The following is a 14,082-nucleotide window of genomic DNA, read 5'->3' on the forward strand; positions in this document are numbered from 1 at the left end:
AATTTTAGTATTCTTTTATTGTATTTCTCTTTAAATATTCATTTTTCTTCCTAACACTCAATAAGTTAATAAAACAATTTCCTCTTTATGAATTTATCCCCAAAAAGCTCTTCTAAAGGTCTAGAAAAAACAAAAAGAGCAGGTTAAATTTCCTCATGCTTCCAAGTCTTCTTACTCCTCTTTTTAATTCTATTCGAACCCTTTCTGGCATTACACCTAAAGTCTATGGTTTACTGACAAAACTTTTAAATGTGAACCCTACACAACGTGAAGCAACCCTTATTGATCTTCTTCAATTAATGCCTCATTCTGTTATAGACCGCAGAATGCGTCCCAGCATTGCTTATGCAAAAGAAGGAGAGACTGTTACGCTAGAAATTGTCATCGATCAACATCAACCACCCCCTCGTGGTCATAACAAGATCCCCTATCGTGTTATCGCCCATGATCAAACAGGAAAAATAAATTTAGTCTTTTTTCACGCTCAACCTCTTTGGCTCAAAAAACAGCTCTCTGAGGGAAAAAAAGTCATTGTATCAGGGAAAGTTGAATGGTTTAATGGGCAACTTTCAATGGCGCATCCTGACCATATTATCCCGAGTGAACAATCAAATCAGATTCCTCTCATCGAACCTGTTTATCCCTCTACCGCCGGACTCGCTTCAAAGACGTTAAGACGTGCTATACAAAACGCTCTCGATTTTATTCCTCTCCTCCCAGAATGGATAAATGAAAATGTTAAAAAGCAACAAAATTTTTCTTCCTTTTCTGTTGCTTTACGCCGTATCCATGCCCCTATTAATCCCGAAGATCTATCCTTAGAAAGTACAGCACGTAAACGTCTTGCCTATGATGAACTGCTCGCTTGTCAATTGGCGCTAGGTCTTGTGCGTTTGAAAACCAAATCTCTTGTTGGGACTTCTCGACCATCAACGGGAATTTATACGAAAAAATTGCTTAATATTCTTCCCTTTCAGCTCACAAAGGGACAGATAAAAGCGCTAGAGGATATCGCCAATGATCTTGCTTCACCAGAACCGATGCTAAGACTGCTCCAAGGTGATGTAGGCGCAGGAAAAACAATCGTGGCACTGATGGCAATGGCACAAATTGCTGAAAATTCAGGACAATCAGCTTTAATGGCCCCCACAGAAGTGCTTGCTCGGCAACATTTTGCAACCATCACTCCTCTTGCCGAAAAGATAGGCTTACAAACAACGCTTTTAACAGGACGAGAAAAAGGAAAATTTCGGACAAATATTTTGAATGATATTTTATCAGGCCAAGTTTCTATCGTCATTGGAACCCATGCTCTTATACAAGACAGCGTTACTTATAACAATCTCGCTTTAACCATTATCGATGAACAACACCGTTTTGGTGTGCATCAACGTATTGCCCTTACAGAAAAAGGCAATAAACCGGATATGCTGGTCATGACCGCCACACCCATTCCCCGCACACTTGTCTTAACAGCTTTTGGTGACATGGATGTATCTAAAATTACAGAAAAACCAATGGGACGACAACCCATTACAACCGCAATGCTTTCTTTGAAACGTATGCATGAGCTTATAGAACGAATCGCAATTGCACTCGAAAAAGGAGAAAAACTCTATTGGATTTGTCCTTTAGTGGAGGAATCGACAGCTCTTGATCTTACTTCAATTGAAAATCGTTTTGCGTTTCTCCATGAACGCTTTGGAGCTCGCGTTGGGATGATCCATGGCAAAATGTCTACAGCAGAAAAAGACGCTGCTATGGCATCTTTTAAATGCGGAAATACACGTATTTTAGTTGCAACGACCGTCATTGAAGTCGGCGTGGATATCCCAGACGCTTCAATTATTATCATCGAACATGCAGAACATTTTGGTCTTTCACAATTGCACCAATTGCGTGGACGTGTAGGACGAGGTGATAAAAAATCTTCCTGCATTTTGCTCTATAAAGATCCACTCACCAAAACAGCAGCAAAACGCCTAAATATTATCCGTAATACAGAAGATGGTTTTGAAATTGCCGAAGAAGATTGGCGCTTGCGAGGCGAAGGAGAACTTTTGGGAACAAAACAGTCCGGCGTCCCTGAATTTCATATAGCAAATCTTGCTGTTCACAGTGATCTTTTGTCAATAGCAAGAAAGGATGCACGCTTATTTTTACAACGCGATCCTCATCTTTCTTCTGAGCAAGGACAAGCTTTACGGTTGCTCCTTTATCTTTTCGGACACGACAATGCTACACGTCTCTTACGAGCAGGATAATGATAGAAAAGAACCTTTGATAAAAAATAAAAATATCTCCTCTATGCAAATAAGCTATTCTTTCTTGGGATCACTCATAAATGATCTAACACACTCCCTACACCATTTATGCTTCATGAAAGAATAAACCAACAGCAGCATCTTTTCTCTCGATCTGAATTACTCTTGCATTAAAAGAGGAAAAGCATAATGCGTTTTTTTTACCCTTATCTTCATAGATCTGATCCATTTTTTGATCGCTTAAGAGAATATTTTTTATTCTGTCATTAAGGATTTGGAATGAAAAATTCTATCTTTGATATTCTCATTCAACAGAAAAAATGAGAAAACAAACTATCATTATAAATCAATTTGTTATACCTTATTATTCTCCTAAAATTCAGAAATATACAATCTATTTTTATTCAACGGTGACTGATTTTGCTAAATTACGCGGTTGATCAACATCTGTTCCTAATAAAACAGCCGTATGATAAGCGATTAACTGAATAGGGAGTGCATAAATAATAGGAGCAATAAATTCTGGAACAACGGGCAAAGTAATCGTTGATAAAGTCTTAAGACAAGCTGCTTCTGCTCCTTTTTTATCGGTTATCAAAATAATACGACCATTGCGCGCTCCTACTTCTTGCATATTAGACAAAGTTTTTTCAAACCACCGATCATAAGGAGCTACAACAATAACGGGGATTGTCTCATCTACCAGTGCAATTGGTCCATGCTTCAACTCCCCCGCCGCATAACCTTCAGCATGAATATAAGAAAGCTCTTTCAGTTTTAGAGCTCCCTCCAAAGCAATCGGATAAGAAGTTCCACGTCCCAGATAAAGAACACTTTTTGCATTCACCAAATCACGACAAAGAGATTCAATTTTGCTTTCTAATTTTAAGACCTCATTTAAAATACGGGGAACTTCTGCCAACTGTTGAACCAATTGCTTTGCCATTTGAACCGTGAGATAACCACGTTGTTTAGCCGCGCTAAGTGCGAGTGAAGCAAGCGTTGCCAATTGGCAGGTAAAAGCTTTTGTTGAAGCAACACCAATTTCCGGTCCGGCAAGTGTTGGGAAAATAAAATCAGCCTCTCTTGCCATTGTTGATTGCTCAACATTCACAATTGTAGCTGTTTTTACACCCCGCTCACGACAATAACGCAAAGAAGCCAATGTATCAGCTGTTTCACCAGATTGAGAAACAAACAGGGATAATACATCAGAGGTTATAGGGGGTTCACGATAACGAAACTCCGAAGCAACATCATTATCAACACTCAAAGCGGCATATTTCTCAAACCAATAGCGGGCAACTAAGGTTGAATAATAAGCCGTTCCACAACTCGCAAAAAGGAGACGATGAATATTTTTCCAATCAATCAAATTCTCGAAAGATCGAACGGTATAATTTCCAAGATCAAGATAATGCGCCAAATTATGAGAAATCACTTCAGGTTGTTCAAACATTTCCTTGTGCATAAAATGACGATGATTTCCCTTAGAAATCAATAATGCTTCTTCAAGTAAGGTTGTCACAGAACGTTTTACCAGCCGATTGTCTCCATCATAAATTGTGACGCCTTCCCGTGTGAGAACAGCCCAATCCCCATCTTCCAAATAACTAATATGATCAACGAATGGGGACAAAGCAATAGCATCTGATCCTACAAAAAATTCATCTTTTCCATAACCAATTGCCAACGGTGGGCCAGAACGAGCCGCAATCATAAGGTTATCTTCACCTTCGAAAATAAGAGCGAGTGCAAAAGCCCCTTGCAGCCTTTTCCAACTATTACGCATAGCTTCTTGCGGAGAAAGACCATTTTTTAATGCACGCGTTATTAAATGTGCAATAACTTCCGTATCCGTCTCTGTTTCAAAGATATAACCATCTTCGATGAGTTCTTTTTGCAATTCTACAAAATTTTCAATAATACCATTATGCACAACCGCAAGCTTTTCAGTTACATGGGGATGCGCATTGCGCTCAACAGCAACGCCATGTGTCGCCCAACGGGTATGTCCAATCCCTAATTTTCCCTCCAGAGGAGTTTTTTTTAATTTTTCTTCTAAATGAATAAGCTTCCCCTCAGCACGTACACGATAAAGATGCCCATTATAAACTGTTGCCACCCCAGATGAATCATACCCCCTATATTCAAGACGTTTTAATCCCTCAACCAAAGAAGATGTAACACACCTCTTTCCAAGAATTCCAATAATTCCACACATTAAAAAGCTCCAACCCACATATCTTAAGATTTAAATCTCATAAAACAATCTAACAGTTTTTATTTTAAACGATAAATAATAAAATAATTCAAACATGGAGTACGGCAATCTTTAAGAATAAACCTCCTCTCCATCGTTAGATCAGTACAAAACAAAGGAATAGACTAAAAATAATCATTTTTTCTGTTTGTTTTTTGACAAGTTATTCTCTAACAAGCGCGCCCGAAATTTTGTTGCATAGCCTTCTTTTATAACCTGTCGTGCACGCCCAAAAGCCATACTGTTCACAGGAATATTTTCAGTAATAACACTTCCTGAAGCGACATAAGAGCCATCCCCTATCACCAATGGAGAAACGAGCGCCGTATTAGACCCAACAAAAGCATGATCACCAATCGTGGTCTTATATTTGTTAAACCCATCATAATTGCACGTAATCGTACCGGCTCCAATATTAGTATGTGCACCAATTTCGGCATCACCAATATAACTTAAATGATTAATTTTAGAAGATTCTCCTACCTTAGCTTGTTTGACTTCACAAAAATTTCCAACCTTTACGGATTTTGCCAACTCTGTTCCAGGACGCAAACGTGCATAGGGACCAATCTGCGCATCCCTACCAACCACAGCACCTTCGAGATAACTAAATGCATGAATAACAGCACCAGAGTGTACTTTCACGCCTAATCCAAAATAAACATTTGGTTCTATCACCACACCTGGTTCAATTTCTGTATCATGAGAAAAATAGACTGTTTCTGGTTTTAAGAGTGTAACACCCGATAACATTAAATCGCGCGCTTTACGTTTTTGCCACAAAGAATCAGCCTCAGAAAGCTCAAGACCGTTGTTAATTCCTACAATATTTTCAAAAGGGACTTCAACAACACGTACATCCAATCCTTCGCGCGAAGCAAGAGAAGCAATATCGGTTAAGTAATATTCCTTTTTCATATTGTTATTATCAACCTTCTCTAAAAGAGAAAGGGCATGTTTTCCACGCATAGCGAGTATTCCCCCATTACAAAAAGAAATCTTTTTTTCTTCATCGCTTGCGTCTTTTTCTTCCACAATTGCAATCAATTGACCATTTTTCTCGAGAAGACGTCCATAACCTGTTGGATCTTGGGTATGAAAGCCTGCAAAAACAACATCTGCTCCATCAGCAAGCTGTGCACGTATTTGGTGCAAAGAATCTTTTTGAATGAGAGGCGTATCCCCAAAAACAATGAGAACATCATCCACTCGCCTTTGCAAAGCTAAACGAGCCGATAAAACAGCATGCGCCGTTCCTAAACGCTGTTTTTGCTCAAAAATCATCACATCTTTTACAAATGACTGAACAACATGTACAACCTCTTGAGTACCAAATCCCACAACGACAGCCAATTGTGAAGATCCTGCCAATTCTATTTGTTTTAGAACATGGCATATAAGAGGCAGTCCAGCAATTTTATGAAGCACCTTAGGCAGAGACGATTTCATACGCGTCCCCTCACCTGCAGCAAGAACAATAGAAAGACAACTTCTAACCATAAAAACACATCAGACTAACGAGAAAATCCAAAAAAGTTCATAATATCGTACCAACGAATATCTTCAACATAACTCAATGAAGGATAATGCTCTAAAAGCCAAAATGAAAAATCCTGCATAGAGCCTGTTAAAAACAAAATCCCCGTAAGAATAAGAAAAACACCAATAATTTTTTCAACTTTTCCTAAATGAATACGAAAAGCTGCTAAAAACCGCATAAAACGACTGGAAAATAAAGCCGCCAATACAAAAGGAACAGCAAGACCTAATGCATAAACTGCTAATAGAATAGCACCCTCACCCACAGTTTCTTTTGTGCCAGCAAGCGTTATAATAGGCCCTAAAATGGGACCAATACACGGTGTCCAACCAAAGGCAAAAGCTAAACCAATAACATAAGCTCCTAAAGGACCAGCAGGTGTTTTATGAGTCTGAAAACGAGCTTCACGAAATAAAAACGAGATCTTGAAAAGTCCTAAAAAATTTAAACCAAAAATAATAATGATCATTCCAGCAGCAAGAGCAAACCAATCACGATAATAACCGATGAATTTACCAATTGTACTTGCACTAGCACCTAAAGCAACAAAAACAGTGGTAAATCCAAGAACAAAAGCGATAACAGAAGACAATAAAGCCCACCGTATAAAGACTTTCTCATCACGCTTTTCTGATCGAAAGTCATCAATACTAATCCCTGCCATATAGCATAAATAAGGGGGAACTAATGGCAAAACACATGGCGACAAAAAAGAGAGAGCCCCTGCAAAAAACACACTAATTGTTGAAATTTCAATCAAAACGCACATCCCATCTTTCATCACGGTTTAGTTCTATGAACAACGATCAATCCATATCTTCATCAATTCGTTGCATATTTTGTTCATTCGCCACCACACTTATATCTTCATCATGACCAGAAACGACAGAAAAAACCTTTTGATAAATTTTATCTTTATTTTTAGCAATGGCAATATACTCTCCCTCTGCTAACACGAGTGAAACATAAGCCCCAACTGTTTCATAAACAATATCACCAGAATCATTGGCAAGAGACCAACTTGTGTCTGCAAGCGCTTCTCCTCCTTCTTGTCGTACCAGCTTTAACACAATTTGAGCCGCCTGATGTTCAAGAGTAACTTCCGTTATTTTACCAGCCTCTACTTGAATATCCGAACGCGCCGTCGCATTAATGGAACCATAATGGGAAGCAACATGGTAGCGGCCAGCTTTTAAACGCACAACAGATTGAGGTTTAACATTTGATAAAATGATCCCCGTATCATCATTTTCTTTTTCATCCTCATAGATCGTGAAACGTAATTCCTTTTCACTGATTACACCATTGAGCAGTGTCGCATTTAAAATAAGACCACCTGCCTCAAGATGAAAGTTTTTCACAAGACTCTGCCCATTTTCTAGACGAATATGGCGCATAGCACTCATATGACCAAATGAAACATGAACAAGATAACTTCCTGGCTCTAAATCAAAACGCGCACTTCCCCCCTTATGGGTTGCCACTAATGGTAATTTATTATCAATCCCTAGAATAGGAGCATAAACCCGCCAGACAAGCCCTTTCTCAATATCTTGACGGCTATTTGTTAATCGAGCATTCAAAATGAGTTGTGCTTGAGATGCTAAGTTCTCTTTTTCCTGCTCTTGGGACTTTAGAATAAAACTCCGTGATGGTTCCTGCTGCTGATCTACTCCTTCTTCACAAAAAGCACAGTGGCTCCAGATCAACAAAGTAAGCACCACGCATAACCGCACACATCGGTGCACTATTTTTATAAGACTAGCCATTTTTACATTGTTAACCAACATGATATTTTTTTCAAGAAACAATATCACAAAGTCCCTACTCTCAAATTGAAAAACTTACACCACAACCACATGATGAAACGGCATTGGGATTATGAATTTGAAAAGACTGTCCCATAAGATCATCAACAAAATCAATCTCAGCTCCTTCCATGAAAGGAATCGATAGTGAATCAATAAGCACAATTGCCCCATCTTTTTTGAAAACGAGGTCATCTTTACACATTTCAGAAACCAAGTCATATTTATAAGAAAAACCAGAACATCCACCACCTTCAACAGAAATACGTAAGGCTATTTTATCAGGTTCACGCAAAAGTATCTGTACAATTTGCTGAGCAGCAGCCTCTGAAATTTTCACATTCATTTTATATATCCTTGCATTAAACCATCAAGAAAGAGTATCCCACACTATTAAAGAGAAAATTTATTCACATAAACCACTCTCAATTTTAAGATGATAATGGACAGCTTGCAATGGATATAGGCACGATCAACTTCAATTACCAATCTCGAGCCGTCTACAGTGCTCACCCGCAAACAAGCCGCGGCCGATTATTCCATGAAACGATGAGCTCTACACGCTCAGCCTTTCAACGAGATAGAGATCGTATTATCCATTCTAATGCATTTCGACGTCTTAAACATAAAACGCAAGTGTTTATTGCTGATGAAAGCGATCATTATCGTACCCGCCTTACCCATTCCATAGAGGTTTCTCAAATTGCACGAACACTAGCCAGGGCCCTGTATCTTGATGAAGATCTTGCCGAAGCCATTGCCCTTGCTCATGATTTTGGGCACACGCCCTTTGGCCATGCAGGGGAAGAGGCTCTTAATGAAGCCATGACTCATTATGGCGGCTTCGATCATAATGCACAAGCCTTACGCATTGTTACAAAACTAGAACAGCGCTATGCAAATTTTGATGGACTCAACCTTACATGGGAAACTCTTGAGGGCCTTGTAAAACATAATGGTCCCCTTTTAGGTCCTCACGCGAAGGAGAAAAAGGTTCCTAGCGATATTTTACAATACAATGCAAAGCAAGATCTTGCACTCGATTGTTTTGCAGGACTAGAAGCGCAATGTGCTGCGATTGCAGATGATATCGCATACAATGCCCATGATATTGATGATGGTTTACGATCGCAATTTTTAACCCTCGATCAATTTGAACACGTTTCTCTAACAGCAGCCATCTTAAAAGATATAACCGATGAGCATCCCCAGCTCGACCAAGCACGACGTGGTTACACACTTGTACGAAGACAAATAACAACCATGGTCGAAGATGTTATCCAACAAGCGCAAGAAAACTTAGCACGCATCAAACCAACCAGCATAAACGATATTTACCAAGCAAAACAAACAATTGTGACCTTTTCACCATTCATGACCGTTTACGAAAAAGAACTAAAAAACTTTCTCTTTAAAAATCTTTATTACCACGAACAAGTTCTCAGTCGTCGCAATGCAGCAAAATGCATTGTACAAAAATTATTCAATTGTTATTATGAAAATCCAGATACAATGCCTGAAAGTTGGTGCAAAAAAGCAGGGCACTTAAAAAATCAAGAGTTAGCACGTCTGATTTCTGATTTTCTTTCAGGCATGACTGATCACTATGCTCTACGTGAATATCACCGTTTATTTGACCATACAGATCATTTCGTTTAATGGCTTTTGACATCATCATGGAAGCTCAATATGAATATCTTTAAAAACTTCGAAAAAAAAATTAAAAGATCCATTGAATTATCTGATATAAAAGGAAAAAATGGAGAAGATCTAGATTTATCAAAAATCACTGTTGATCCCCCACGTGATTCCTCCCATGGTCATTTATCAACCAATGCTGCTATGGTGCTTGCAAAATCTATTGGGATGGGGCCCCGTGCGCTTGCCGATAAAATCATAGAACTGCTTAAAAATGATTCCTCTATTAAGAATATTGATGTTGCCGGCCCTGGTTTTATCAACATCAAGCTTACAGAATTATTTTGGCAAGATGCTATAAAATCCATGCTTGAATTAGGCCTTTCTTATGGTCGCATCCCTATAGGACAAGGAAAACGTGTCAATGTTGAATATGTCTCAGCAAATCCAACAGGCCCTATGCATGTAGGACACTGTCGCGGAGCCGTTGTTGGAGATGTTCTCTCCAATTTGCTGCAATTTACGGGCTATAACATCACGAAAGAATATTATATCAATGATGCTGGTCAACAAATCGAAGTCCTCACTCACTCCGTACTGTTGCGCTATCGTGAAGCTCTTGGACAAAAAATCAATGAAATTCCAGAGGGACTCTATCCTGGAGAGTATTTGATACCATTGGGTCAATCGTTGGCTCAAGAATTTGGTGACCAACTCCTCACCATGGATAAAAATGAAGCCTTATCTATCGTGAAAGAGCGGGCAATTCAGGCAATGATGTCTATGATTCGCGAAGATTTGGCGGCTCTTAATATTTATCATGATATCTTTTTCTCTGAGCGAATGCTTTACGCAGATAATGCCCGTGCTATTCGTAACACCATTAACGACCTCACTTTAAATGGTTATATTTACAAAGGAAAACTTCCCCCTCCCAAAGGACAAAATATAGAAGATTGGGAACCAAGCGAGCAAACTTTGTTTCGTTCAACAAATGTTGGTGATGACCAAGACCGTGTTTTGGTTAAATCTGATGGTTCTTACACTTATTTTGCCGCTGATGTTGCTTATTTTCGGGATAAATTTAATCGTCATTTTGATGAAATGATTTATATTCTAGGCGCAGACCATGCTGGCTATATAAAGCGGCTAGAAGCCATGGCAAAAGCAATTTCTGGGGATAAAGCCAAATTAAGTGTTTTCTTATGCCAATTGGTAAAACTCTTTCGCGATGGTCAACCTGTACGCATGTCAAAAAGAGCAGGGTCATTTGTCACTCTAAGAGATGTTGTCGAAGAAGTTGGTCGTGATCCAGTGCGTTTTATGATGCTATACCGCAAATGTGAAGCACCTCTTGATTTTGATTTTGCAAAAGTAACAGAACAATCAAAAGATAACCCCATCTTTTACGTACAATATGCAAGTGCACGTTGTCACTCAGTCTTTCGTCAAGCACAAGAAGTACTTCATATTGAAAGCTTTTCAAAGGACACATTGATCTCCCATCTTCATCGACTAACAGATGACAATGAAATATTATTAATACGCAAACTTTCTGAATATCCGCGTATCATTGAACAAGCCGTCGTTCATAAAGAACCCCATCGATTAGCGTTTTATCTTTATGATCTTGCTTCCTGCTTTCACACCCATTGGAATAAAGGGAGTGAAAGTCTTAATTTACGCTTTATTCAGCCTAATGATAAAGAGTTATCCTTTGCAAGATTGGGCTTGATACAAGCTGTTATCAATATTTTATCATCAGGACTTAGCATCATAGGAGTCGAAGCCCCAATAGAAATGCGTTGAAAAAGTTCTATAAATACATACAATAGATACTTTATTGGTAAACTTTTTCATGTATCCTTGCATGAGAGGGGGAAAATTTATAATTTTATATAACAAATCAAAATTAACCATTGATTGCACGTCAGTGCAAATCATTATGTGAGAAAAGCTATGAGCGATAACGATCGCAAAAATCTGCACGAAACAAAACAAGATCATGAACACCATGATCCGTTAGAAAGGCTTACGCGCATTTTTAATCCGACCAAACAAAGCGGAAACCAAAATGAGCACTCTTCTTTAGAGACAGATCGCTCGACATCTCATTCCAAAACATCATCTCCTGATGATTTTGATTTGTCCTTCCTAGAAGAAGAACTTGAAAACAATTTAACACGCGACTTACCGTTTGATGATCAAAAAAAACCATGGAACTCGCCTGCAAGCAGCACTGCAACAGCCTCAGATATTGCACAAACTGGTTCTTTCAACCATTCAAAGCAAAATAATTTATCTGAAGAAAAATATTCTTCACCGACCAGTCATGATGAAGAACAAATTTTAGACGCGCTTTCTCCATTACCAATCCAAAAGAATCAATTGTCTCAACAGAAAAAGACAGCAACACGTGCTCATCCTTTCTTTGAAAAAAGGAATTTTATCTCACAATCAGAATCAGAAAATATCTTTTTTAATGAATCTGGAAGACGCGAAAATAAAAGAGATGAGACAGAAACTGTTGAAAGAACCGATCGTTTTTCACAAACAACTTCACAACAGCCTGAGACTTCGAATATACAAAAAGCTTATGATGACAATCAAAACTTCTATGATCGTTCCATAAATCATCCCTATAAAATTTCAGCGAACCAAGAAAATTGGACCCAAGAAGATTATACGAATGTCTCCTCTTCTTCAAAAGAAGATGAATTTTTCTCATCTTCCAACCTTGTGTTGGAAAAACAAAACATGCTGAGAAATCAAACAACAAATGGCTTCTCTTCTCCTTTGGATTCTACACACGTTGACCGACAATCTTATTTAGAGAGATCTTCACAAGAGGATCATACAACCAATTACCCCTATTTTTTTGAAGAAAATCCCTCACAACAAGAAACTTATAGTGAAAAATTCCCAATATACAATGAGGCTCAAACCCAATCCATCAATAAGCCTGAAAATGTCTCTAACCCAAATAGAGAAATTTCATATAACCAAAATAATTTAGATGAGTTTCTTTTCTCATCAAAACCTCTTAATACAAAACAAACAGAGAGCTTTTTTACCCATAATTATACACACAGAGATACGCCCCCTCCCAATGTTGATACTTATAATTTTTCAGAAGAAATCGTAGAAAAAACTGGTCCTATTATGGTTCCAGAAGTCCCGTATGAAGCCCCAGAATATGACGTACCAGCAGGTGGTTTAGAAGAAGAATTTGCAGATGTACTCAATGTAGGAAATGTTCCAACAGATAATTTTTATCAAAAACAACAGAACAATGAATCTTTCACTGAAATTTTTCATCAAACTATGCAAAATTCAAAAGAAGGTGGTTATATAAACTCTAAAGAACAAAATGCCGACTATTTTTCTGCTGCCAATATCGAATATAATTCTCCCTCCTTGAGTGAGAATTCACCATACACAAGCTCAGATGGAATCCCTATGCCTCCCCCCTTTAAAAGTTCTGTTTTGGGGAAAGTTTTCATCAAAGGTATTTTTCTTCTTATTTTAATAGCCATTGGGTTTACTGGTTATTCTTATTTTTTCATGCCATCACAGAAAAATGAAGAAAGGGTCATTATCCACGCTGATAATACACCTTTTAAATTCAAACCAGAAACAACTGAAACGAAAAATGATATTGCCCATAATTTAGATGTCTATAAACAAACAACTGGACAAAATGACAAACAAGAAAATACACAACAACTTCTTATTGATAGCTCTGAAAAACCTGATAGCTTAGAGGGATTAAATCCAGAAGAGGCTCCAAACGTTTCATCATCTTCTTCGACTGAATCTGATGTTGAAGATGCAGTCACTGAAGCTATCAATCATACTATTCCAACGCGAGAAGTACAAACCGTTATTGTCAATCAAGATGGTACAATTACACTGGCTCCTGTACATCAAACAGAGAGCAAAACGACTGCTCAATCTACACAATCCATCGATCAAATTCCTGACGAGATTCAAGAGTCATCCTTTGTTTCGTCGCATAATTCCGATAAAAATGACCAAGAAAGTGATTATGATCTCAAAAATAATATTGATAAAATAATCGCTGAAAATACTTCTAATACGAGTATTGAAGAAAAATTTATCCCAATTCCATCTCATGCAGAGAGAAATGTAGAAGTCGAAACGAACGCCGCATCTCGCCCCACATTACCAAACAAAGTTGCACCACAAAATTCAGAAAGTTATGCAGAGAGTTATTATGTGCAACTTTCCTCTCAACCAACGCATGAATTAGCGAGCGATTCTTTAAAAAAGGTGAAATCCAAATTTGGATTTCTTATCGGATCCCGCCCTTTAAATATTCAACCAGCTTCTATACCAGGAAAAGGAACCTATTATCGTGTTCGTATTCAAACGCAAAACCGTAATGAAGCCATAATCATTTGTGAAAGTATTAAAGATTATGGTGGGAATTGCTTCATCACACGCTAAACCGATCATGCAACGATTTTAACGACCGTTGCATTGTTTATTTCAAGATCAGTTATTTCAGTAGCATTTAATGATTTATCGAAAACTTCAGAAATTAAA

At 38.2% G+C, this 14,082-nt stretch carries 9 protein-coding genes; 4 read left to right on the top strand and 5 right to left on the bottom strand.

Going from position 1 to position 14,082, the window contains the following annotated elements:
- The first annotated feature begins 155 nt into the window (after positions 1-155).
- Positions 156-2,264 carry an ATP-dependent DNA helicase RecG gene (gene recG, locus NNJ85_RS05050; protein ID WP_254474150.1) on the top strand — a complete coding sequence of 703 codons (2,109 nt, stop codon included), beginning with the start codon at positions 156-158 and terminating at the stop codon, positions 2,262-2,264.
- A 400-nt stretch (positions 2,265-2,664) separates the two neighbouring features.
- Here recG and glmS read toward each other — a convergent pair whose 3' ends face one another.
- The 5 genes from glmS to NNJ85_RS05075 form a co-directional block, all read right to left on the bottom strand.
- Positions 2,665-4,488 carry a glutamine--fructose-6-phosphate transaminase (isomerizing) gene (gene glmS, locus NNJ85_RS05055; protein ID WP_254474151.1) on the bottom strand — a complete coding sequence of 608 codons (1,824 nt, stop codon included), beginning with the start codon at positions 4,486-4,488 and terminating at the stop codon, positions 2,665-2,667.
- Between the two features lie 174 nt (positions 4,489-4,662).
- A complete protein-coding gene (glmU, locus tag NNJ85_RS05060; protein ID WP_254474152.1) occupies positions 4,663-6,027 on the bottom strand; it encodes a bifunctional UDP-N-acetylglucosamine diphosphorylase/glucosamine-1-phosphate N-acetyltransferase GlmU in 1,365 nt (454 codons plus the stop codon).
- A 14-nt stretch (positions 6,028-6,041) separates the two neighbouring features.
- A complete protein-coding gene (locus NNJ85_RS05065; protein WP_254474153.1) occupies positions 6,042-6,836 on the bottom strand; it encodes a cytochrome c biogenesis CcdA family protein in 795 nt (264 codons plus the stop codon).
- 37 nt (positions 6,837-6,873) lie between these two features.
- Positions 6,874-7,836 (bottom strand): carboxypeptidase regulatory-like domain-containing protein, encoded by a 963-nt coding sequence (locus tag NNJ85_RS05070; RefSeq protein WP_254474154.1) that lies wholly within the window; start codon positions 7,834-7,836, stop codon positions 6,874-6,876.
- Between the two features lie 61 nt (positions 7,837-7,897).
- The gene (locus tag NNJ85_RS05075; protein ID WP_254474156.1) at positions 7,898-8,221 is read right to left on the bottom strand and encodes an iron-sulfur cluster assembly accessory protein; all 324 of its coding nucleotides are present in this window, start codon (positions 8,219-8,221) and stop codon (positions 7,898-7,900) included.
- A gap of 110 nt (positions 8,222-8,331) precedes the next feature.
- Here NNJ85_RS05075 and NNJ85_RS05080 point away from each other — a divergent pair, with 110 nt between their 5' ends.
- From NNJ85_RS05080 to NNJ85_RS05090, 3 genes are all read left to right on the top strand, one after another.
- The gene (locus NNJ85_RS05080) at positions 8,332-9,534 is read left to right on the top strand and encodes a deoxyguanosinetriphosphate triphosphohydrolase (protein ID WP_254474158.1); all 1,203 of its coding nucleotides are present in this window, start codon (positions 8,332-8,334) and stop codon (positions 9,532-9,534) included.
- A 30-nt stretch (positions 9,535-9,564) separates the two neighbouring features.
- Entirely contained in the window at positions 9,565-11,322 is a 1,758-nt protein-coding gene (gene argS / locus NNJ85_RS05085) for an arginine--tRNA ligase (protein ID WP_254474160.1), read from the top strand.
- A gap of 150 nt (positions 11,323-11,472) precedes the next feature.
- Positions 11,473-13,983, top strand: coding sequence for an SPOR domain-containing protein (locus NNJ85_RS05090; protein ID WP_254474161.1), 2,511 nt, complete (start codon positions 11,473-11,475; stop codon positions 13,981-13,983).
- Positions 13,984-14,082: the final 99 nt, after the last annotated feature.

Source organism: Bartonella sp. B1098 (genome assembly GCF_944896145.1).
In the GTDB taxonomy this organism is placed as follows: Bacteria; Pseudomonadota; Alphaproteobacteria; order Rhizobiales; family Rhizobiaceae; genus Bartonella.

Excerpts from the sequence above, each read along its gene's own strand:
- glmU (WP_254474152.1), bottom strand. The coding sequence starts at position 6,027 with ATGGTTAGAAGTTGTCTTTCTATTGTTCTTGCTGCAGGTGAGGGGACG.
- glmS (WP_254474151.1), bottom strand. The coding sequence starts at position 4,488 with ATGTGTGGAATTATTGGAATTCTTGGAAAGAGGTGTGTTACATCTTCT.
- NNJ85_RS05075 (WP_254474156.1), bottom strand. The coding sequence starts at position 8,221 with ATGAATGTGAAAATTTCAGAGGCTGCTGCTCAGCAAATTGTACAGATA.
- NNJ85_RS05065 (WP_254474153.1), bottom strand. The coding sequence starts at position 6,836 with ATGTGCGTTTTGATTGAAATTTCAACAATTAGTGTGTTTTTTGCAGGG.
- NNJ85_RS05080 (WP_254474158.1), top strand. The coding sequence starts at position 8,332 with ATGGATATAGGCACGATCAACTTCAATTACCAATCTCGAGCCGTCTAC.
- argS (WP_254474160.1), top strand. The coding sequence starts at position 9,565 with ATGAATATCTTTAAAAACTTCGAAAAAAAAATTAAAAGATCCATTGAA.
- NNJ85_RS05090 (WP_254474161.1), top strand. The coding sequence starts at position 11,473 with ATGAGCGATAACGATCGCAAAAATCTGCACGAAACAAAACAAGATCAT.
- NNJ85_RS05070 (WP_254474154.1), bottom strand. The coding sequence starts at position 7,836 with ATGGCTAGTCTTATAAAAATAGTGCACCGATGTGTGCGGTTATGCGTG.
- recG (WP_254474150.1), top strand. The coding sequence starts at position 156 with ATGCTTCCAAGTCTTCTTACTCCTCTTTTTAATTCTATTCGAACCCTT.